This is a genomic window from Pseudobutyrivibrio sp. JW11, from assembly GCF_900115355.1.
GTDB lineage: Bacteria > Bacillota > Clostridia > Lachnospirales > Lachnospiraceae > Pseudobutyrivibrio > Pseudobutyrivibrio ruminis.
In genome coordinates this window covers 39,581-62,252 of the sequence record NZ_FOWB01000014.1, presented here as the reverse complement: position 1 = coordinate 62,252, position 22,672 = coordinate 39,581, and the positions used below count along the sequence as shown (strand labels likewise).

Genomic DNA, 22,672 nt, shown 5'->3' with positions numbered 1-22,672 from the left:
ACAAAATGCGTAAAATACTTATAGTGGGAGATTTTAGTACCGAATCTCCATCAGATGTAAATTCATTCCTTGCACAACATTTCCATACACAGTTATGTACTAGTAGTGCAAAAATAGTTAAGAGCATGTTGAAGTTGTACGCTCCTGATTTAGTTTTGATGGACATTGATGACTTCGAGATGCATCAAGAAGATATTTTTGAAGCGATTAGAGAGTACAATGAACAGCTTCCTGTCATAACATTTGGGCGCGAGCTTAAGAAACAAATGTTTATTTCATACTATTATTCAGGACAGTGCAAGCATATTCCGCAGCCAGGCCGTGAAGAGATTATAAAAGAAATCTGCAAGGCTTTTAGCATGAATGCAGATGCTATTTTGAATGCTGTAGTAGAAACTGAGAAGCGTCACATCATTGTTGTAGATGACAACCCAGTACTTCTTAGAAATATGAGAAATATGCTTCAGGATAAGTATCGAGTTACTCTTGCAACATCTGCGGCTCAGTGTATGAAAGCTATGGGACAGGATAGACCGGACTTAATCATTCTTGATTATGAAATGCCAGTTGTAGATGGTAAGCAGACTCTTGAAATGATTAGAGCAGAGGATGATTACAAAAATGTTCCAGTAATATTCCTTACAGGAATTGCAGATAAGGAGCATGTAGATGCTGTACTTGATCTGAAGCCAGCAGGCTATTTTGTAAAGCCTCCAATGCAAACAAAGATTATAAATGCGATAGAGAATATTTTCTTAAAGCAAGCAGAATCATAAAGCAAGCGCCCTTCGGGGCGCTTTTTTATGCACAAAATGTTCACTTGATGACGTTGAATTTTCAACATTTGTACACAAATATAGATTAAAATATAGACAATTATCAGACAATACGGAGGGGATAATATGAGTTTTAAGAAAATCGGAACCAAGATGCTGGTAATGATTTTACCAATACTTGTTATTGCTCAGATAGTATTGACTATTATGTCGGCAACATCAAGTGATGCTCTTGTAGATACAAAAACACAAGAGTCAATGAGTGCAGAGTTACGTGCAAATATTTCTGAGGTAAGTGGATATTTGCAGGATGTTGAAACTCTAGCAGATTCCATCGCTATCAGTGTTGCTTCATCATATACATTCACAGCATGGGATGCATATGAGAAGATGCTTCAGGATATGATAGCAACAAACGATATCGTACTAGGATCCGGACTATGGTTCGAGCCATATGCCTACGACCCAGAGCAACAATACTATGGTCCATATGTATATAAGGATGGTGACAAATCAGTTACTACATGGGAATATAGCAATTCCGCATATGATTATTTCGCTCAGGAATACTATACAAATGCAATGGCAAGCGATGGCCCTGTAATAACAGATCCATATTATGATCCAACATCTGGAACAGTAATGTCCTCATGTTCTACCCCTATTGTTGTAAATGGAACAAAGATTGGTTGCGTTACAGTAGATATTGAACTATCTGCAATCACTGAAATTATTAGTAATGTAACAGTAGGAAAAACAGGTGTAGGTATCCTTACAGCTGCAGATGGTCTTCTTATTGCAGGATATGACGACGAAAAAGTTCAAACAGGAGCATATTTAACAGAAGATGAAAATGCATCTGTTGTTTCCATGATGAGTACAGTGCTTGCTGAAGATGAAGGAACATCTGGATATACTTCAGGAAAGACTGATTACAAAGTATACTTTGATACTATTGATTTGACAGGATGGAAGCTTATGGTTTCCATTGATTCATATGAATTAAAACAGCCAATATACCTGTTAATCAATCGTTTAGTAATCGTATGTATTGTGGCATTGGTAGTAGCAATAGTAATTATTGTTATTGGTATCGGCGGTGTAGCAAAGACAATCAGAAGGGTTCAAAACTTTGCTACAGAGCTTGCGGAAGGTGATTTTACAATTGAGAAGCTTTCTGTAAAAGGTAAGGATGAGCTTGCTGTAATGTCAACGTCATTGAATGATATGTACGGAAATAACAAGGGTGTTATTCAAAGCATTTCAGACTATTCAGTGGATATTAACGAGGCAAGTAATAATCTTAAATCTTCTGCAAATGAGCTGAAGATTGAGTTCGATAAGATTGTAGATATTATGACAGCAGTAAACGAGGATATGATGAATTCCTCAGCTGCAACACAGCAGCTTTCAGCATCTGTTGAGCAGGTTGCAATGTCTACAGACAGCTTAAATGATGAGACTAAAGGTAGCTTGGATCTTGCTATTGATATTCAGAAGAGAGCTACAGAAATCGGTAAGAACAGCCAGGAGGCATTTGATAAATCTCAAACCTTGCAGTCTAGCTTCGAGACTAAGCTGGAGGACAGTATTGCACAGTCTAAGGTTGTTGAAAACATTGGTGAGATGGCAAGTGTAATTGCAGACATTGCAGATCAGATTACATTGCTTTCTCTTAATGCATCAATCGAGGCAGCACGTGCAGGCGAGCAAGGAAAGGGCTTCGCAGTTGTAGCAACAGAAATTGGAAAGCTTGCAGGTCAGACAACAGATTCTGTAGAAAAGATTCAGGAAACTATTTCTGGTATACAGGATGCCTTTGAAGGCCTTGCTACTAACGCTAAATCCCTTCTTGACTATGTTTCAAATACAGTAACACCAGATTATAAAAACTTTGTAGGTGTTGCTGAAAGATATGGACAGGATGCAGAATCAATTAAAGAAACATCTGAGAAGCTGTCGAACATGACAGAGTCAATTCAGGAGATTATGAACGAAGTAAAATCTGCAATTCAAAATATTGCAGAGGCTACTCAGAATACAGCTGCAAACAGTGGCGAAGTAATGGATTCTGTTTCTGAGCTATCTGAGACAGTAACTGAGATTAACGGAATGTCAGATAAGCAGAATGGCATTGCACAGGATTTAACAAGAGTTGTAAGCCAGTTCAGATTAGATACAGAGACTGCGGAATAATCCGAATAATACAAAATTTTGATAAGGGGTGGGGCCATTTATGTAATCATAGGTGACCTCACTTTTTTATGCATATTTTAGAAAATAATAGTCTAGACAGATAATTTTAATTATGGAATAATCGAATTAATTACGACGAGGTCTAGATATTATGAGTAAGAAAGTTATATTTTTTGATATTGATGGCACACTCATCAATTTTGGCGGGGAATTTCCAGAATCCGCCAAAGAAGCTTTAAGATTGGCTAAGGCAAATGGCCACAAGATTATTTTATGTACTGGCAGAAGCATCTGCCAAATTGAAGAAAGACTATTAGAATTCGGATTCGACGGATTCGTATCTGCAGCTGGAGCGAATGTTACATACGGTGGAAAAGAAATTTTTGCAAACCATATGACGGAGGCACAGCTATCTAAACTTCTTGATTTTATGAAATCTCAAGAAATGATTTACATGCTTCAATGCACTGACAAGGTGGTTGGTACATCTGAGTGCTTTGAGGCGATGCATGAGAATTTCAAGGAACGTCTAAAGGGGCAGGTCCCAAAGAATATTTCACAGATTTTCGAGCATGAATATGTAGATGACAATTTAATAAATAATGCAGGAAAGTATAAAAACGCAGAAAAAATATGCTATTACAAAGCAGGATTGTCGCTTGGGCAGATAAAAGAGATGCTTGGGGATGATTACTACATTACTGCCATGAGCTTTAAAAATGAAAACGAGTCCTCTGGTGAAATAGCAGTTGGTGGAATCACAAAGGCTGTGGGAATGGAAAAGCTTGTTGAATACTTAGGTATCACAAGAGAAGACACAGTTGCGTTTGGTGACGGGCCAAACGATTTTGAAATGATTGAATATGCTGGCATTGGGGTTGCCATGGGAAACGCTTCAGATGATTTAAAGGCGATAGCGGATTTCGTCACAACTAATATCACTGAAGACGGAATATATAATGGGATGAAGGAATTAAATTTAATCTAGGTGGGGTATGAAGAAAAATCGCGACATTGTCTATGAATATCTTTGGAAAGAAACCATAGCTACAGGGAAGAATAATTGGAAAACTGATGAGGTTGCAGAAGCTTTAAATATGCAAAGAACAAATGTAAGCACACTTTTAAATGAGCTTACATCGGAAGGATTGCTAATAAAGTCAAAAACAAGGCCAGTTTTATACAAGGTGGCATCACGCACACAAGAATCCATTGAGAAAAAGCCTTTCGAGGAATTGGTTGGATTTGATGGCAGCCTGAAAAAGGCGGTTGATGATGTAAAAAAGGCTTTGATGTATCCAGCTGACTCATTGAATATTCAGGTGGTTACTGATGCAGGCAGTGGCTCAACTGCATTTTGCAATGATATTTATTACTACGGTTTGATGATGGGAAAGTTTGGCAAAAACAGTCCATTTATTTATGTTAATTGTAGACATTTCAAAAAGAATCGTAGTGCATTAAATGATGTGATTTTTGGAGATGAAAGTGGAATAGAAAAATCAGCATTTTATCAAGCAATGGGTGGAGTGCTGTTTATCGACCATATTGAGCTTTTAGAACCAGAGCAGTACAGTCGAATATCTGGTTTTCTTGAAACAGGAAGAATCGACAGTGCGGTTGATAAAAGAACGGAATATATAAAGAATCTTGTATTTGTATTTACCATGACATCCTGGGATGATGAACAGGTTGACTGGAGAAATACTGTTTCTATACCTTTACCACGGCTTAATGACAGACCAATGAAGGAGATTTTTAAGCTTATTAAAAACTTCTTTGAAAAGGAAGCTGAAAACTCAGGATGCCAGATTAAGGTAGACGTGGATGCCGTGAGGATATTGATGAATGTGGAATACCCTCATGGAATAAAAACGATGGTAAATGGAATAAAAGGTGCCTGTGCTAATGCATACATAAAGCTTTTGGATGAAGAAGGAAAGACTATGTATGTAACAGGACAGGATTTACCAGAAGAAGTCCAGGCTAATTTCAGACCAATTGGAGCCATTGGTGCACAGATAGACAGTATTATTGGTACTGCAAACTATTTTTCTTTTGGAGATAAGTCTAGCGATGAAGGTGAAATAGAGGCCACTGAAGTTTACGGTCAGTTAAAGAATCAGTATCAGGGAATGATAGACAAGGGAATATCAGCTGATGCAATCAAAAAGGTTATTGGCTCATATCTGGATAATATTTGCTTTGATATGCCTAAAAATCTGATTTCAGGCTCAAACATAAATATAGGCCAGCTGGCTCAGATTGTTGATACAAATGTAATAAACTATGTCAGTCTATTTGCTGAAAGATACAAGCATGACTATGGAAAAGAGCTGTCTGATAGCATGTTTTGCGGTCTTTGCTTGCATATTAATAGCATTCTGAAAAAGGATAAAATCAGTCCAAAGAGAATTGATGATGATCAGGTTAGAGCAATTATCACTCATTATCCTAAAGAATATGCCACTATGTTGGATTTTACTCATGTTTTGTATGAGCGATTCTTCTTAAAGTTTTCAATAGAGGAAGTGGCTATCCTTACAATGTATCTGATAGATACCAAGGAATCTGATGATAGTCCGGTATTGCTTTATGCTATGCACGGAAAAGGGGTGGCTTCTGGCTTGGCGGAGGTTGCCAACACAACCACAAAGGAAAACAATGCATATGCCTTGGAACTTGATGTCAATGAAGATTCCTCTGCAACTAACCTAGCTTTGGAACAGAGGATTAAAGAAGTGAATCAAGGTGGTGGAGTGGTTGTAATATACGACTCGTCTTCCATGGAGGTAATGTTAGATAGCATAGCAGAGCGTTGTAATATAAAAATACGTGGTATGAATATACCGATTACAACCATCGGAGTGGTGGCCTCACGAAATTGCAAAAAAGAAAATGATATTGATAAGGCATATCATGGAATCAGAAAATCCATGAATCATATGTACTACGAATATAAACGTCCAATGGCAATTGTAACCTTATGTCATACATCTGAAGGTGGGGCTGAGCAGCTAAAGAATTACATCAGCAGATATTCAAAGCTTGAAATGCCGATATTTGCCCTTTCAATGGGAAATAAAGATAAGCTTATAAAAGAGGTTATCGAAATCAAGAAAAGCTACAGAATACATGCCTTTGTAGGTACATTTGATCCTGAGATTTTTGGTATTCCATTTATTTCTATTGCAGATGTGTTTGAGTGCAGCAAGGAAGATTTGGACCATGTGTTGATGTTTGAAACAGTTCAAAGAAAATATATGGGCTATGAAAAAGTAATTGATAATTATGGCAGAGAAGCAAAATATCTTACTGCTGAAAAGCTTCGTAAATACGTACCGGATACAGTTGAAAAGCTGGCTGTGGCTTATGATTTGGATGCTGATGAGCGAGTAGGATTGTGTGCTCACATTGTCTATATGCTGGATGTTCTTAGCTCGCCAAACTATAAAATCAAGGGAATAAACAATTCAAAGTATTTTGCAGATAACCCTACGGACTATAAGGTAATATCTAATTATCTAAAAGCGCTGGAAAAGAACTTCCATGTGATAATTAGCGATGAAGAGGTGGCGACCTTAATGCGCATTCTGAAAAAAGAAAGATAAAACTAAAAAAGAGTGGAACCGGTGTCCACTCTTTTTCAGTGCGAAAAATTAGTTTGCTCTAGCTTTCAATACGGCTCTTTCAACATCGTAAAGAGAGTTAGACATGCGAGAGAGATATAAGGCTTCACCGAGCTTGGCAAAGAACCCTTTGCTTTCGGCTTGGAAATTGTTTAAATTAACTTGCTCATAATCTACAAGGATATTATCGTCTTTCGGAGTAATCAGATAACTCATCCTATATGAATCAGTCAATGAAGAAGCAGTCGCTTCGTAAAATTCCCCTTTTTTGTACTTGTTGATAAGTAATTCGACCTTATTGATATCGGTATCACGATTCTGAATAATGCGAAAACCTTCCTGAATATCTGAATTGGTATAGGCCTCCTGCTCCTCATCCAAATTATCGTTAGCGATTTTCAGTAGCTGGTTTTCCAGGTAGTCAAAGAACTCATCTGTTGTAATAGTAAGTGTTCTTGATATCTTCATAGGGGCATATTAGCACAGTAATTTTATACAAACAAGGTCACTAAAATCCGGATTTTTTAGACAGAATTTATACAAAAACGGAATAAGTACAGAAGAATTTATACACAAATAAAATAAGGCAAAAAACCTATACACAAACCATAGAATACAGCTAGTGTATAAAAAATAAAGTGTGTCCAAAATGTGAATTTATACACTAAGGAAAGAAAGATTGTGCATTATGCACTAAATAAATATAACGAAAATATTGATATATTGACACTATTGCACAAAGAATGTAAAGTAGTCACATAACAACTAGCAAGGAGGTATTAGCTATGGCAGAGGTGCAAGAGCCAATTGATGGCGAGATGATTGCAATGGGGATAATTGCCAGTGCAGGTGATGCTCGTTCATATGCTTTCGCAGCACTCGAGGAAGCAAAGAAAGGGAATTACGAGGAAGCAGATAAGCTGTTAGAAAAATGCAAGGAAGCTGGTGTTGGGGCACACCAGAGTCAGATGGATTTACTTACAGCTCAGGCAAATGGCAATGCTCCTGAAATGGATGTGCTTTTAGTACATGCTCAGGATCATTTCATGACAAGCATGTTAGCAGAAGAGTTAATCAGGGAAATAATCCAGCTCTATAAAAGACTGGACGAAAAATAAAACTTAAGGGTTTAAGAAAAGGAGAGGTAAAACTATGAAAATCTTATTAGTATGTGCAGGTGGAATGTCAACAGGTCTTCTTATGAAGAAGATGAAAGAGTATTGGGAGCAGCAGGGCGAGGAACTTACAATCGACGCTGTTGGTTTGGCTGAATATAAGGATGTATTCCAGGATTATGAATGCGTTCTTGTAGGACCACAGGTTAGATATAAGTTAGAGGATATCAAGAAAGATACAGGTCTTCCAGCAGACGTTGTAAATTCACTTGATTATGCAGTTGCTAACTGTCCAAATATTATGAAGCAAGTAAAGGGTATGCTGGCTTCTTAATATAAAACTATTTACATATCTAGAAGGAGAAAAATTTTATGGAAGGTATTTTTAACTCAAAGGGCATGATTGCCTTGCAGGAATTTGGGCAGAAATTGGGACAGAACAAATTCCTCAGCTCTTTACAGGCAGCAATGATGGGTTCAATGTCACTCATCATGACTGGTTCGGTATTTCAGATTATATGTGCAGTATTGTCGATGCTTGGGGTATCATCGGATTCAACAATCTACACAATACTCTATCAGCCATATAATTTTACAATGGGTTTGGTAGCTCTTTGGATTACAGGTATGATCGCATTCAATTATGCAAAAACAAGAGGTGTTAAATCTCCACTTCTTTCAACAATTGAAGCATCAGCAGTATTTGCAATGGTAGCTTGCTTTGATCTTACACAGGGCTCTTCAATTGCAAATCTTTCAGTTACATATCTTGGTTCACAGGGAATGTTCCTTGGATTTGTAGTTGCATTCTGCTGTGTAAATGTTGATTACTTCTGCCAGAAGAATCACGTACAGATCAAGATGCCAGATGTTTGCCCACCATCACTTGTAAACGCTATGGCAGCAATCATCCCATCATTCTTCAATGCAACAATTTGGCTTGGCATTTCAGCAATTGTTATCTCTGCAACAGGCGGAGCATACAACCTTGCATCAGGATTTATGGCTGTTCTTTCAGCTCCTCTTGCAGCACTTACATCAACAGCTGGTATCTTTGTACTTTGTGCATTTGCTTGCTTTATGTGGTGCTTCGGTATTCACGGAACAATGCTTATGATTTCAGTTCTTATGGCTCCAATCATTATGGCAACATCTGAGAATGCAGCTGCTTATGAGGCAGTAATTGCAGCAGGCGGAACAGTAGCAGAGGCACAGGCAGCTCTTACATTCTATCCAGTTGCACTCTTTGCTTGCATCGCAATTTGTGGTGGTACTGGTAACACTCTTCCACTTTGCTTGTTCGGACTTAAGGCAAAGTCAGAGCAGATTCGTGCCGTATCAAAGGTTGGTGTTGTTCCTGGATGGTTCGGAATTAACGAGCCTGTAACATTCGGTATGCCAGTAATGTACAATCCAATCCTTTGCATTCCATACATCTTAAACTGCTTAGTAATCATGGTGCTTACATACTTTGCATATAAGTTTGGATTCTTAAGACCAGCACATGTATACATCGGTGCATTGATGCCTATGGGCTTTGCACAGTTCCTTGGAACATTCCGTTGGCAGAATGCTCTTTGGGATTATCTTATGATTATCCCAGCTGGCCTTGTTTGGTATCCATTCTTCAAGGTATATGACAACCAGCTTGCAGTTAAGGAAGCAGAAGCTAAGGCAGCAGAAAATCAGTAAAGCTATTGAACTGCCGTTGAATAAATATCAATGGCAGTTCTCTTTTTAGGAGGAGACATGAGTAAATTTCCAAAAGGTTTTTTATGGGGAGGCGCTACAGCAGCCAATCAGTATGAAGGAGGCTACCTTGAGGGGGGCAAGGGCCTTAATACATCTGATGTTATGACAGCCGGAAGTCACACTGTTCCACGTAGAATTACATGGAAAAATGAAAAGACAGGTGAGACAGGTTACACAGGAATGGGTTTTGGAAGTGATATGACATTTCCAGAGGGAGCTGTTCCAGCAGTACTAGAAAACACATATTATCCTAGTCATGTTGCGACAGATTTCTACCATCATTTTAAAGAAGATATTGCATACATGGGGGAGATGGGATTTAAAACATTTCGTCTTTCTATGAACTGGGCTCGAATCTTTCCAAATGGAGATGATGATCAGGCAAATGAAGAAGGTCTCAAGTTTTATGATGAGGTTTTCGACGAGTGTAAAAAATATGGTATCGAGCCACTAGTTACACTTTCACATTATGAAACCCCACTTCAGCTTCTTATCAACTACGGGGGCTGGAAAAATAGAAAGCTTATAGGCTTTTTTGAAAAATACGCAAGAACAGTATTTGAAAGATACAAAGGAAAAGTTAAATATTACCTTACATTTAATGAAATTAACATTATGGACATGGCTCCATACATGGGCGGCGGAATGATGGATAATTCTGACCAGGCAAAAGCCCAAGGTGCACACAATCAATTTGTTGCCAGTGCTCTTGCTGTAAAAGCAGCTCATGAAATTGATCCAGAAATTAAGGTGGGACAGATGCTTGCATATGCACCACTTTATCCATACACATGTGATCCTGCTGATCAGATTCTTCAGCTTGAAATGTCACAGCACACATTATTCTATTCTGATGTACAGACTGGAGGATTTTATCCAGAGTACAGACTGAAGGAATATGAAAGAAAAGGAATAGTATTAGATGACACTCCAGAGGATTATGAGTTAATCAAAAACTATTCATCAGATTTCCTTAGCTTCTCTTGCTATGGGGGACACACACTCACAACTCATGAAGATGTGGAAGGCTCAGGTGGCAACTTCTTTATGGGAGTTAAGAATCCATACATGGAGACAAATGCATGGGGATGGGCAACTGATCCAGCTTGCTTAAGACTTGCATGTAATACACTTTATTACCGCTATCGCAAACCAATTTGGATTGTAGAAAATGGTATAGGCTGGAGTGATGTTAAGGAAGCTGATGGAAGTGTTCACGATGATTATCGTATAGATTACTTGAGAAAGAACATTAAATCTATGTCAGATGCAATCAATCTAGATGGTGTAGATTTGATGGGCTACACAATGTGGGGTTGCATTGATTTAGTATCTGCAGGTACAGGCGAGATGAAGAAACGCTATGGTTTTGTATATGTAGATATGGACGATGAAGGAAATGGTACACTAGAGCGTTCTAAGAAGGACAGCTTTGAGTGGTACAAAAAAGTAATTGCCTCAGATGGCGAAGATTTAGATTAAAGGGGAAAGAGAAAATGGTAAGTTTCAATTATACAATCACAGATGAAGTAGGAATTCATGCAAGACCAGCTAGCCTTTTGGTTACAGAGGCAAAGAGCCATGCAGATAAAATCACAATAGTTAAAGGCGAAAAGAGCGCCGACGCAAAGAAATTAATGGGATTATTGTCACTTGGTGCAAAGCAAGGGGAGGAAGTTACTGTACAGGTTGAGGGAGAGACAGAGGCTGACACCTTGGTTAAGCTTGAAGAATATTTCAAAAACAATTTGTAGGAAGTAATGATTATGAAAAAACTCACTGGAAAGAAAGTCTTCAATGGTGTTGCCATTGGAAAGATATATTTTTACGCAAAAAAAGAAAATATAGTAACAAGAACAAAAATCACAGATACAGATGCAGAGTGGCAAAGATATTTGGATGCAAGGGAAGAGGCAATTTCCCAGCTTACTGCTTTGTACGAGAAAACAAAAAAGATTGCATCAGAGGAAGAAGCTGAAATTTTCAATGTTCATATCATGATGCTTGAGGACGAGTTTAGCGATTCAATTGAGAACATGATAAAAACTCAAAACGTAAATGCGGAGTATGCAACAGCTCAGACTGGTGATAACTTTGCGGATATGTTTGCAAATATGGATGATGATTATTTCAAGGCGAGAGCTGCAGATGTAAAAGATATTGCAGAGCGAGTAATCTCAATTCTGCTTGGAAATCAATCAGGTGAGACAAACTTTGATGAGCCTGTAATTGTTGTTGCAGAGGATTTATCTCCAAGTGAAACTGTTCAGATGGATAAGGACAAAATTCTAGCTTTTGTAACAAAGCTTGGATCTGAAAATTCTCATACAGCTATTCTCGCAAGAACAATGGGAATACCTGCATTGGTTGGCGCAGCAGATGTATCTGAAGATATAAATGGCAAAGAGGCAATAGTTGATGGTACTGAAGGCTTAATGATTGTTGAACCTGATAAGGAGACATTGGAAAACTACGAAAAGGTTCGCGAGCAGAACAGACGTCAGAAGGAATTGCTTAAAGAGCTGAGGAATAAAGACACTGTTACTAAGAGTGGCAGAAAAGTAAATCTTTATGCAAACATTGGAAGCATTGGAGATTTGAATTCTGTTCTTGTAAATGGCGCAGAAGGTATTGGTCTTTTCAGAAGTGAGTTTATTTATTTGAAATCAGATAGCTATCCTACAGAGGAAGAGCAGTTTAAAATCTATCGTCAAGTAGCAGAAACAATGGCCGGTAAAAAGGTTATAATCCGAACGCTAGACATTGGTGCTGACAAGCAGGTAGATTATTTTGATTTAGGTCATGAGGATAATCCTGCTCTTGGCTTTAGAGCTATAAGAATTTGTTTAGAGCGACCAGATGTTTTCAAGACTCAGCTTAGAGCTTTGTACAGAGCAAGCTACTATGGAAATATCTCGATTATGTTTCCAATGATTATCTCTGTTGATGAAGTTAAGCGAATAAAGGAAATAGTAGCAGAGGTAAAGTGTGAGCTGGATGAAGATGGCATTCAGTACAAGGATGTAGAGCTTGGTGTAATGATTGAAACACCAGCAGCTGTAATGATGAGTGAGGAAATTGGAAAAGAGGTTGATTTCTTCTCTATAGGAACCAATGACTTAACTCAGTATACACTTGCCATTGACAGACAGAATCAGCGCTTGGAAAACTTCTATGATCCACATCATCCAGCAATTTTGAAGATGTTGAAAATGATTGTGGATAATGGGCATAAGAGTGATTGTTGGGTTGGCATTTGTGGAGAACTAGGTGCCGACTTGGAACTTACAAAAACTTTTGTTGAAATGGGGTTTGACGAATTATCAGTCAGCCCTGCAATGGTACTTCCAGTTAGGGAAGCAATTAGAAACATGGATTAAAACGTGGAGGATTTATTATGTCATTTCCAAAAGACTTTTTATGGGGCGGTGCTGTAGCAGCAAACCAGTGGGAAGGTGCCTGGGATGTAGATGGAAGAGGCCCAGCAAAAACAGACGTGACCACAGGCGGTACAGTAAACACACCTAGATATATCACATACATAGACAAGGATGGCAATCCTGGAAAGGTAATGCAATTTGGCAAGATTCCAGAAGGTGCAAAATTTGCAGTTCTTGAGGACTATCACTATCCAAATCATAACGCAGTTGATGGATACCATCACTACAAAGAGGATGTTGCACTTATGGCAGAAATGGGATTTAAGCAGTTTAGAACTTCCATTTCATGGTCAAGACTTTATCCTACAGGTTTGGAAAAAGAGCCAAATAAAGAAGGAGTGGAATTCTACAGAAATCTCTTTACAGAACTGAAGAATCACGGTATTGAACCGCTGGTTACATTATGGCATTTTGATACACCTTTATATATAGAGCAAAACCTAGGTGACTGGAAGAATCGTGATACAATCGAGCTTTTTGTTCGCTATGTAACAACCTGTTTCACAGAATTCAAAGGCTTAGTTCACAACTGGCTTACATTCAACGAAATCAACAATACAATCCAGTTCCTTGATATGATGGGCAACCCATCGGACAAGGACTTCCAGGATTCATATCAGCACTTACACTATCAGTTTGTTGCATCTGCAAAAGCAGTTCAGATAGGACACGCCATCGATCCAACAAACAGAATCGGCTGCATGATTTGTGGTATCACATGGTATCCTGCAACATGCGACCCAAACGACATACTTGCAAATCGTCATGCATGGGAGAGAAATATATTCTACTGTGGAGATGTTCAATGCAAAGGCGAATACGGCACATATGCAAAACGTCTTTGGAAAGAGCACAATGTAAACCTCGATATCACAGAAGAAGATTTGGCTGACCTCAAGAGAGGCACTGTTGATATGTACACATTCTCTTACTACATGTCACAGCTTGTAACTACACATGAGGTAAAGGAAAAGGTAGGCGGTAACTTCTCAGCTGGTGCAAAAAATGAGTACCTTCAGTACAGCGACTGGGGCTGGGCTACCGACGCTACAGGCTTACAGTACTACCTTGAAACAATCTACGACAGATATCAGATTCCACTCATGGTTGTAGAGAACGGACTAGGAGCATTCGATACAGTAGAAGCTGACGGAAGCATCCACGATGACTACCGAATCGACTACTATCGTCCACACATCCAGGCAATGTCAAACGCCATCGACAACGGCGTAGACCTAATCGGCTACACAACCTGGGGCTGCATCGACGTAGTATCTGCCGGCACAGGTGAAATGCGCAAGCGCTACGGATTCATCTACGTAGACATGGACGACGAAGGCAACGGAACCATGGCCCGCAGCCGCAAAGACTCCTTCTTCTGGTACAAGAAAGTCATCGAAAGTAACGGCACCCACTTAGACTAGTAAAATGGCCGTCTGTATAGGCTAGGACGGACACTTTATATTATTAATATGGATTTCCAAAGCTATGGTACCTTGGGTTCATATTACATTCGCTAAGTAGAACTAAAAAAGAGATATTTGTATGTATGAGCACCGTGGCACATTCAACGTCGTGTTTCAAGTGACCACTGCTGCCGCCGTCCTAGCGGCAGCTGCTCATCCATATCAAATATCTCTTTTTGTTCTACTATGCTCATTCCAAAATCACTCAAAGGTATCCATAGTTTTTGAAATCCATATCCTAATCAAGAACTGTGTGTCCGTCCATAGACATACAGATTCAGAAAATGTACAGACCTGCAAAAGACACCACAAATTAGTGTGTTCTCCTTGTACCTTAGAAAAACATAATATTCATGCAATGTCACTCCCTTGCAGTGCCAGCGCCCGTACCACGGTGGGGGAGCCCGGCCCTATGAAAAAGTGAATAGTGGGTGCCGTTACTTTTTGGTGAAAAAAGAAGATGTTACGGGGGCGGGAGATGTGCTAGAATTATAGGCAAGAATAAGGGAGAAATTGTTAGGGAGATTGTATGCGAATTATTCATTGTGCAGACCTGCACTTAGACTCCAAGATGGAAAGCAATCTTGATAAAGACCAGGCGCTTCTTAGACGTTCAGAGTTGATTGAGACATTTGAACGTATGGTAGAGTACGCTCTTGATAATCAGGTGCGTGCTATTCTTATTGCCGGAGATTTATTCGATAAAATCCACATTAGAAAAGAAGTTAAAAGAAGAGTTGTTGAGCAGATAGTAAATAATCCTCAGATTGAGTTTTATTATCTGAAGGGCAACCATGATAGATGCGATTTTATGGAAGAGGGTATAGATGAGATACCTTCTAATTTCCATATGTTTACAGATGATGGATGGACCAGCTATGAGCTTGATGATGTTGTGATTACTGGTATGGAAATTAATTCCACAAACGTTGCAACTATGGCTCAGCGTTTGGTGCTTGATTCTGCTAATACTAATATCGTTATGTTGCACGGGCAGCAGTCTGATTATGATGGCAGGGATGGTGCTGAAATTATCAATACCACTGCGTTAAAGGGCAAGTTTATTGATTATCTTGCTCTTGGTCATGTGCATAAATACATTTACGAGCAGTTGGATGATAGAGGAGTGTATTGTTATCCAGGATGTCTGGAGGGCCGTGGCTTCGATGAGACAGGAGATAAGGGTTTTGTTTTGATGGAGATAAACGATGGTCAAATCACATCAGAGTTTATTCCTTTTGCTCTTAGAAGACTTCATGAGATTCAGGTAGAGGTTACAGCTGATATGTCATTGCAGGATACTGTGGCAAAGGCAAAAGAGCTGTTGGTCGATGTGGATGATCAGGACCTTATCAAGTTTGTTATTATTGGTGAGCGTGAGCTGGATGATGAGCTTGATATTGTGCGCTTCGTTCGCCTCTTTGAGAATAAATACTTCTTCGTAAAATGCTACGACAGAACAAAGACATTAGTTGATTACGACAGCTTCAAATATGACAAGAGCTTGAAGGGGGAATTCGTTCGACTTGTTCAGGCACAGGATATGGATGAAGAGGAGAAAGCCAAGATTATCGAACTAGGAATTAGAGCCATTATGGGGGAGGATATTGAATGAAATTAGTATCATGCTATATTGCCCACTTTGGCAAGATTACAGAATTTAAATACGATTTTAATGAAGGTTTCAATCCAATACTTCAGGAAAATGGATGGGGCAAAACCACATTTTCAGTTTTCATCAAGGCTATGTTTTATGGATTGGAATATTCTCCAAATACTAAGAAAAAGCTTCTGGAAAGAAACCATTATCTTCCATGGGATGGTAGTCTTTGTGGAGGTAATATTATCTTTACTGCAAAAGACCGTAGATACCGAATTGAGCGTACCTTTGGCAAGACAGACAAGGATGACACATTTGCTCTTTACGATGATGTGACAGGGCTTTTATCAAATGACTACACTGAGGATATTGGTGAAGAACTGTTTCGAGTAGATAGGGATTCATTCGAGAAGAGTGTATATATTCCACAGCTATCTTTGGGCACAGGAATGACCGATTCTCTCAATGCAAAAATGGGAAATCTCACTGCTGCTAGAGACGACATCAGCAACTTTGATGTAGCTCTAAAGAGCGTAAAGGATGCAAGAGTTGAATACACTAGAAATAGTAAAATCAACCCGGGCAAGCTTTACGGTGTAAAAAACGAAATAAACAAATGTAAGGAAGAATACGAAAAACTTCCAGCTATAGAGGAAAGCGTTGAGGCTATGAGCTGCCTGGTAGAAGAAAAGCAGGGCAACCTTAATCAGCTCAATGCAGAGAAAGTAAAGCTAGCTGAGACAATCCAGCTTCAAAGTAAAAAAGAGCAGGAGCTTGGCGCATACAAGATTCATAAAGAAAACCTTGATAGCGAGCTTGGAAAGCTGTCTGAGCTAGAAGAATTCTTTAAATCAGGGATTCCAAGTGATGACGAAATAGTCATGCTGGAGCAGACAGAGCGAGATTTGGCTGTTCATGAGCGTGCCCTTAGAGGATTGTCAGAGGATAGAAGCCGAGAGACTCCAGTTTTTGATAAGCCATTTACAGAGCGAATACCAGATGATTCTGAGTTTGCTATGTGGAATAAAATGGCATCTAATCTTTCTGAGCTTCGTGCAAAGGCAGAGCATTCAAAGCTTTCAGAGGAATCAAATAAGCAGCTTACAGAGCTTAAATTCTTCTTCGATAAAATGGAGCCTACTGACGAGCAGCTTTCTCATATAGAACGCCAGACTACTTTGATTACTGGCCTTGAGGCAAGGGTGAGCCAAAGCAACGAGAGACTTATCACCCTTAGAGCAGAGCAGGAAGCAAATGAAAAGCTCAACAAGAAAAATACAGTTAGTGTTTGGCATATTATCGGTACAATCTTCTTAGCTATTTTTATTATGACAGGGGTTGTGTTCAGCAATTATCTGACAGATGTAGTTGGAAGAATTGTAGAAATAGTGAGCTTTGTAGCTATCATTGTGGATGTGGTTATTCTTTCAATCAGCGGAAGACGTACTCACAAGAATAAAATGAAACAGGCTGCAGAATACGAGGAGCGTGTATCGGAAGAAGAGGATGCTCTTGAACTCAGCACATTAGAGCTTAGAGAATTACAGGAAGAGTGCTCAGAATTTCTGTCTCACTTCCTTCTTACCAGAGCTGATACCATGCAGGAAAATGTATACGAAATTCGTAGAAAGCTGGATCAGTATCGACATCTTCTTGAAGAAGAAAAATCAAGACATCAGGAAGCAGAAGGTACACTTGATGAGCTTGCAGATTTGCAGCTGGAGCTATACACAAAGATTCAGCCTTTTGCCACATGGTATGGAATCAATCTCTACGAAATGGGTGGTGAGTACGAATTCCTTGCTCAGCTCAAAAAGGATGCTGAAAAGTATGCAAAATATCTTGAGGAGCAGGAAGAGATAGACAGTCATGAAAGCTCTATCAAAACCATGACTGAGGATATCAACAATATTCTTTCAAGATATCCGATTGATAAATCACTTGAGCGCCTTGAACAGATTCAAAGCATCAGCATTAAAAAACGTGCATACACTGCAATAAAAGAGCGTGTAGACAACCTCAAAGAAGAAATAGCCAAATTTGAGGAAATGTACGATGTGAATGAGCAGGTTCAGTCAGTGGATGATCTTCAGCAAAAGCAGAATATTTTGGATGAGCAGATTATGGAGCTCAATAGACAGATTATGCAGGAGAAAGATAATCTTGCGCAGGCACTAGAGGATGTTGAAAGATTAAGTGATATTTCTGAGCAAATAGAACGTCTTGAGATAAAGGAAAAGGAGTTCAAAAAGAACGCAGAGTTACTTACAAAGACAGAGGATTTCCTTCAAAGAGCCAGGGAGAGCTTCCAGTCAAAGTATATGCAACCACTTCAAAATGGACTTCATAAATATCTTAGCTTGATTAATGGTCCAGAGGCTACAAAGTCAGGCTATGCCATTGAAGACTTCGAGCTTGATATGGATTTAAATATAAAGCTGGCATACTCGGGAAGCACCAAAAGCGCGGAATACCTATCTCAAGGATACCAGGATTTGGTAGCGCTTTGTTCCAGACTTGCTCTTGTTGACGTGCTTTATCCAGATGAGAAGCCGATTCTTATTTTGGATGATCCATTTACAAATCTTGATGACAAAAAAATAAAGGAGTCGTTAAAACTCCTTCATAAAATTGCCGACGAACGACAAACAGTATATTTCACATGCCACGACAGTAGAATATAAATTCTACAGTTGTGGACGTGTTTTATATTCCAAGTGACCATCGCGGACCCACTCATGGATGATACTTCGGTCGATACCAAACTCTTGAGCAACAATCATTTCGTTGACATCATAGTTTTCATTAATGAACTCTTTCACCTTTGGAAAGAGTTCTTTTTTCATGCATTCTTTGCACTGGTCATAAGGCGAGCTAAGTGGTATACGTCTACCACATTTAGAACAGTGTTTTACTGCAGGACCTTCATCATTCAAAAAAGAATATCGTGTATTACTCATACTTTATCCTCATAGTCCAATATGTTCTTTAAAGAAATCGCCTCTCTGCTCAAAATTCTTGAAGTGACCATAGCTTGCCGAAGCTGGAGAAAGAATAACAGCACTACCCTTAGATGCGTTTTCTTTAACATAGGTACAAGCATCTGCAAGTTCTTCTATGTAGTGTACATGAGTCATGAACTCATCGTTTGTAGCTGCTTTAAGCTTTTCTAAAATAACTTTTCCGCTATCATACATTAAAATAATATGCTCTAAGCTGCGTGTCTGTAAGAAATCAACCAAAGGATCGTAGTCGATACCTCTGTCCATTCCTCCGAGAAGAATTGTGCCAGCATTTGGAATGGCTTTAATTGCACTAATAGCAGATTCTACTGTTGTAGAGATTGAATCATCGTAGTAATCAACTCCATCTAAAGAACCGAGGAACTGTAAACGATGAGCCAAAGTCTTGAAAGAAGCTAATGCCTTCTTGAACTCATCATCAGTGATGTCATATCTTCTGCAGATATCGTAAACAAAGGCGGTATTGAAAAGATTGTGTGTACCGCGGAGTGTTACGCCTTCAATCTCGTCAAATGAATTGAATGGTAAATCAGCAGATTTAACCTTGATAACAGTAGCTTTGCATTCACCAGGAGCTGGTAAAAACTCTGGATTGCAGAAAAGGAAATCGCAATAACCTTGATTTCTATAAATGTTTTTCTTTGCATTCCAGTATTTTTCGACTGTTCCGTAATGATCCAGGTGGTCCTCATAAAGATTTAAGAGGATTGCCTTCGATGGTGAATAGTGAGCATATTCAAGCTGGTGGCAAGAAAGCTCAAATACGATAATGGTACGAGGATGAATCTGATCAGTGATATCGAAAATTGGTAATCCGATATTTCCTCCGAAGAGAACATCCTTACCGCACTCCTTAAGTATATGATATAAAAGTGAAGATGTTGTGGATTTTCCCTTAGTTCCGGTAATTCCTATTGTCTGAGCACCATAAACCTGTAAAAACAGGTCAGCCTGACAGGTAATATGGCAGTTGTATTCCTTAATATCCTTAGGAAGAACAATTCCTGGACTTTTGAAAACAACATCATATTCATCTAAGCAGTCAAGATAATTAGCACCTGTAATAACCTTGTGGCTTGATGTTAAATCGGAACTAACAGCGTTTGCATCGGCAATATCAAGCACCTGATATCCGCCTACAGAGCTAATCATGCGAAAACTTGATTGTCCTTCTCGTCCATATCCTAGAATTAAAACTTTTTTGTCTTTGATTAAATTTCTAATTGTTTCTTTCATTATTAAGAGCGTCCTTGATTATTTTTTCAAAGTATTCATTTAAAGCATGTTCTGTTGAATATTGCTTTATATATTTTGCAAATGGAATAGCTGGAACAACAGCTTCATCCTGATAGTGCTTAAGTAGTACAGGAAGAGGCATTTGACGAGCCGCGTATTTGCTGATTGCTTCAGTAACAGATGCATTTACCTCGTCACGACTTCCGACACATTCAAATGGCTTTTCTGGAAGAATGCCGCAAAGCTTATCAAAATCTTCCATTAAGGTTTCATCCTCAAATAAGCGCTTTCCAAATATTGCATCCAATTCCTCAACTGAAAGATAAGGAGAAAGGATGATATAAACAAATAAGCACTTAGGGCAATGTCCGCACCAGATATCCTGCTTACTTCCTACATTACAGCTCTTGAAAATGCCATGGTATTTTTTGAAACGAGAAAACAGCATGGCAATCTGAAGCTCTGAAAGTGGACGAAGGAAGCTGAAATAAAATACACCAGAACCGATATAATTTTTTTCGTAGCTTCTGAAATCAGCTTCAAACTCGAAGCTTTTAGAATACTGATGGTTTACATAGCTGTTCAATACTGTGGACTCATTGGCACTTCCCTCATTTGAAAGAGCAACAAAGCTCAATCCGTTAAGGTATCCTGCGATGATGCTTGAAAAAGCAACTAAGGCAGAAAATGGTGTGTGACCGTTTAAGAATCCCTGCTTGTTTAAATCAAGCATGTTTTTATCTAAAGTACGCTTTGCGTAGATTGTCTTATCTGTAAGATTTGCAACTTCAACAGTGGCGTCAGTGGCGCCTCGTGAATTAATAACATAGCAATTGATATCGGCATGTCCTTTGAGTAATTCAATAGAAACAACACTGTCCTTGCCGCCGCCTACAGGTATAAGAACCTTTGGCTTTTTATTAGCAGAAGCTGTAGGTATATCTACTGGGGCAAACTGGCGAGTAGTCTTGTCGCTTTCGCATTTAACTGTCATGAAGGCGTCAAAATCTTCATCAATTCCGTTTGTGTAGTAGAATTCACCAAGTCCATTAAAATAGAGCTTCTTCCACCAGCTAATCTGCTGGTCTGTAAGCTTTCTATCTTTAATAATAACGGTAGGAGGGCAAGCTATTTTCCAATAGCTAACAAGCTCAACCATACCAAGGGAGAATACCATATCATCAATAAGTGATTCGTCAATAGAATCTACAGCGTTGATGCGAGGTATGAACCAGGTTGGATGAAACTCTGATAAGCCATCAATTGAAAAATCAAAGGTCATGCTAATGCCTTCGTCATTTAAATCGTACGAATATCCCTGATAAGTAAAGGTAGGATAATCTAATCTGCATTTTTTATAAAAATCTGTTCTACTCATATAATTCCTTTGAAACATTCTATAAATCTTTTATAATCAAATATATAATATATCATAATACTTTAATAAAAAATAGTTAAGGAGACGTTATGCCACACGTTGGAGGACAGAAGTATAAAATTCTAAACGAATACCAAATCCTCATGAATGAAAGTGATGAGCAACACCAGATTAACGCTATCGAAATGACAAGACGTCTTGAGGCGAGAGGAATTTCGGCAGAGCGAAAAACGGTCTATAAAGACATGGCTACGCTTATGGAAGCCGGTGTTGATGTGGTAAAAGGGGACAAGGGCTATTACATAGGCTCACGAGTATTTGAGCTTGCGGAACTCAAACTACTTGTGGATGCGGTAGGTGCATCAAAGTTCATATCTCAAAAGAAAACAAAGGAACTTGTGGAAAAGATAACCACGCTGGCCAGTATGGATGAAGCTACTCAGTTGACTCGTCAGGTTGTTGTGCCAGAGAAAAGGTCCACAGGAAATGAAAAGATTTTTTATTCTATTGATGTGATTTACCAGTGCCTTGATAACAATAAAAAAATGTCTTTTAAATATCAGGACTGGACACTCACGAAGGAGATGAAGCCTAGGCACGGTGGCAAAATTTATGTTGTAAGTCCTGCATTTCTTCTTAGAAATGATGAAAACTACTATCTTGTAGCATACGATGATGATAGCCAGCAGATAAGGCACTATCGCGTAGATAAAATAATATCTGCCGAGATGCTTGAAGAGGAAAGAAGTGGTGATAAACAGCGCGGTGCTCTTAATCCTCACGAATACGCAAAGCAACACATCAGTATGTTTGCAGGTGATGAAAGAGTGGTAACCATCAGATTTGATAAAAGATTGATCGGCGTTGTGCTGGATAAATTTGGTGCGGATATTGATATTCGAGCAGAAGGAGAAGATTTGGTTAGAGCTCGTATATCAGTTGCAGTTTCACCTCAATTGTACGGTTGGCTTACAGGAATAGGGGCAACGATATGCTTTCCAGAGGAGGAAGAAAGGAAGTTTAAGGATTATATAAAAGCAATAATAGATAAGTAGGGGTAG

General features: G+C 39.0%; 18 protein-coding genes. 14 read left to right on the top strand and 4 right to left on the bottom strand.

The features are described from left to right. Nucleotides 1–5 precede the first annotated feature (5 nt). From BM102_RS11495 to BM102_RS11480, 4 genes are all read left to right on the top strand, one after another. A complete protein-coding gene (locus BM102_RS11495) occupies nucleotides 6–776 on the top strand; it encodes a response regulator (protein WP_090482130.1) in 771 nt (256 codons plus the stop codon). Nucleotides 777–902: 126 nt separating this feature from the next. After that, complete coding sequence (locus BM102_RS11490; protein ID WP_090482128.1) at nucleotides 903–2,972, top strand: methyl-accepting chemotaxis protein; 2,070 nt, start codon at nucleotides 903–905, stop codon at nucleotides 2,970–2,972. Nucleotides 2,973–3,123: 151 nt separating this feature from the next. Next, entirely contained in the window at nucleotides 3,124–3,960 is an 837-nt protein-coding gene (locus BM102_RS11485) for a Cof-type HAD-IIB family hydrolase (protein ID WP_090482125.1), read from the top strand. Between the two features lie 7 nt (nucleotides 3,961–3,967). Then, nucleotides 3,968–6,583 (top strand): PRD domain-containing protein, encoded by a 2,616-nt coding sequence (locus tag BM102_RS11480; RefSeq protein WP_090395439.1) that lies wholly within the window; start codon nucleotides 3,968–3,970, stop codon nucleotides 6,581–6,583. A 48-nt stretch (nucleotides 6,584–6,631) separates the two neighbouring features. On the opposite strand, the gene BM102_RS11475 is transcribed toward BM102_RS11480, so the two are convergent. Next, the gene (locus tag BM102_RS11475) at nucleotides 6,632–7,069 is read right to left on the bottom strand and encodes a DUF3284 domain-containing protein (protein ID WP_090482122.1); all 438 of its coding nucleotides are present in this window, start codon (nucleotides 7,067–7,069) and stop codon (nucleotides 6,632–6,634) included. Nucleotides 7,070–7,386: 317 nt separating this feature from the next. Here BM102_RS11475 and BM102_RS11470 point away from each other — a divergent pair, with 317 nt between their 5' ends. From BM102_RS11470 to BM102_RS11430, 9 genes are all read left to right on the top strand, one after another. Further along, nucleotides 7,387–7,719 (top strand): PTS lactose/cellobiose transporter subunit IIA, encoded by a 333-nt coding sequence (locus BM102_RS11470; RefSeq protein WP_090395441.1) that lies wholly within the window; start codon nucleotides 7,387–7,389, stop codon nucleotides 7,717–7,719. 34 nt (nucleotides 7,720–7,753) lie between these two features. Then, complete coding sequence (locus BM102_RS11465; RefSeq protein WP_090395442.1) at nucleotides 7,754–8,050, top strand: PTS sugar transporter subunit IIB; 297 nt, start codon at nucleotides 7,754–7,756, stop codon at nucleotides 8,048–8,050. Between the two features lie 38 nt (nucleotides 8,051–8,088). Continuing rightward, nucleotides 8,089–9,408 (top strand): PTS sugar transporter subunit IIC, encoded by a 1,320-nt coding sequence (locus tag BM102_RS11460; RefSeq protein WP_090482120.1) that lies wholly within the window; start codon nucleotides 8,089–8,091, stop codon nucleotides 9,406–9,408. Nucleotides 9,409–9,465: 57 nt separating this feature from the next. Next, on the top strand, nucleotides 9,466–10,950 hold the full coding sequence (locus tag BM102_RS11455; protein ID WP_090482117.1) for a family 1 glycosylhydrolase: 1,485 nt from the start codon (nucleotides 9,466–9,468) through the stop codon (nucleotides 10,948–10,950). Nucleotides 10,951–10,964: 14 nt separating this feature from the next. Beyond that, nucleotides 10,965–11,222, top strand: a complete 258-nt coding sequence (locus tag BM102_RS11450) for an HPr family phosphocarrier protein (RefSeq protein ID WP_090395445.1) — start codon at nucleotides 10,965–10,967, stop codon at nucleotides 11,220–11,222. Between the two features lie 12 nt (nucleotides 11,223–11,234). Continuing rightward, complete coding sequence (gene ptsP, locus BM102_RS11445) at nucleotides 11,235–12,848, top strand: phosphoenolpyruvate--protein phosphotransferase (protein WP_090482115.1); 1,614 nt, start codon at nucleotides 11,235–11,237, stop codon at nucleotides 12,846–12,848. A 17-nt stretch (nucleotides 12,849–12,865) separates the two neighbouring features. Beyond that, on the top strand, nucleotides 12,866–14,332 hold the full coding sequence (locus tag BM102_RS11440) for a glycoside hydrolase family 1 protein (RefSeq protein WP_090482112.1): 1,467 nt from the start codon (nucleotides 12,866–12,868) through the stop codon (nucleotides 14,330–14,332). A 571-nt stretch (nucleotides 14,333–14,903) separates the two neighbouring features. Continuing rightward, on the top strand, nucleotides 14,904–15,989 hold the full coding sequence (locus BM102_RS11435; protein WP_090482109.1) for a metallophosphoesterase family protein: 1,086 nt from the start codon (nucleotides 14,904–14,906) through the stop codon (nucleotides 15,987–15,989). Further along, nucleotides 15,986–18,658, top strand: coding sequence for an AAA family ATPase (locus BM102_RS11430; protein ID WP_090482106.1), 2,673 nt, complete (start codon nucleotides 15,986–15,988; stop codon nucleotides 18,656–18,658). The genes BM102_RS11435 and BM102_RS11430 overlap by 4 nt, the downstream gene beginning before the upstream one ends. Nucleotides 18,659–18,661: 3 nt before the next feature. On the opposite strand, the gene BM102_RS11425 is transcribed toward BM102_RS11430, so the two are convergent. The 3 genes from BM102_RS11425 to BM102_RS11415 are packed head-to-tail and all read right to left on the bottom strand — an operon-like array spanning nucleotide 18,662 to nucleotide 21,611. Next, on the bottom strand, nucleotides 18,662–18,934 hold the full coding sequence (locus BM102_RS11425) for a hypothetical protein (RefSeq protein ID WP_049960317.1): 273 nt from the start codon (nucleotides 18,932–18,934) through the stop codon (nucleotides 18,662–18,664). 9 nt (nucleotides 18,935–18,943) lie between these two features. Further along, entirely contained in the window at nucleotides 18,944–20,233 is a 1,290-nt protein-coding gene (gene murD, locus BM102_RS11420) for a UDP-N-acetylmuramoyl-L-alanine--D-glutamate ligase (protein ID WP_090482104.1), read from the bottom strand. Further along, nucleotides 20,217–21,611, bottom strand: coding sequence for a MurL-like N-terminal domain-containing (locus BM102_RS11415; RefSeq protein WP_090482101.1), 1,395 nt, complete (start codon nucleotides 21,609–21,611; stop codon nucleotides 20,217–20,219). Before BM102_RS11415 ends, murD begins: the two co-directional genes overlap by 17 nt. An 89-nt stretch (nucleotides 21,612–21,700) precedes the next feature. On the opposite strand from BM102_RS11415, the gene BM102_RS11410 reads away from it, so the two are divergent. Then, nucleotides 21,701–22,666, top strand: a complete 966-nt coding sequence (locus BM102_RS11410) for a helix-turn-helix transcriptional regulator (protein ID WP_044936285.1) — start codon at nucleotides 21,701–21,703, stop codon at nucleotides 22,664–22,666. Nucleotides 22,667–22,672 lie beyond the last annotated feature (6 nt).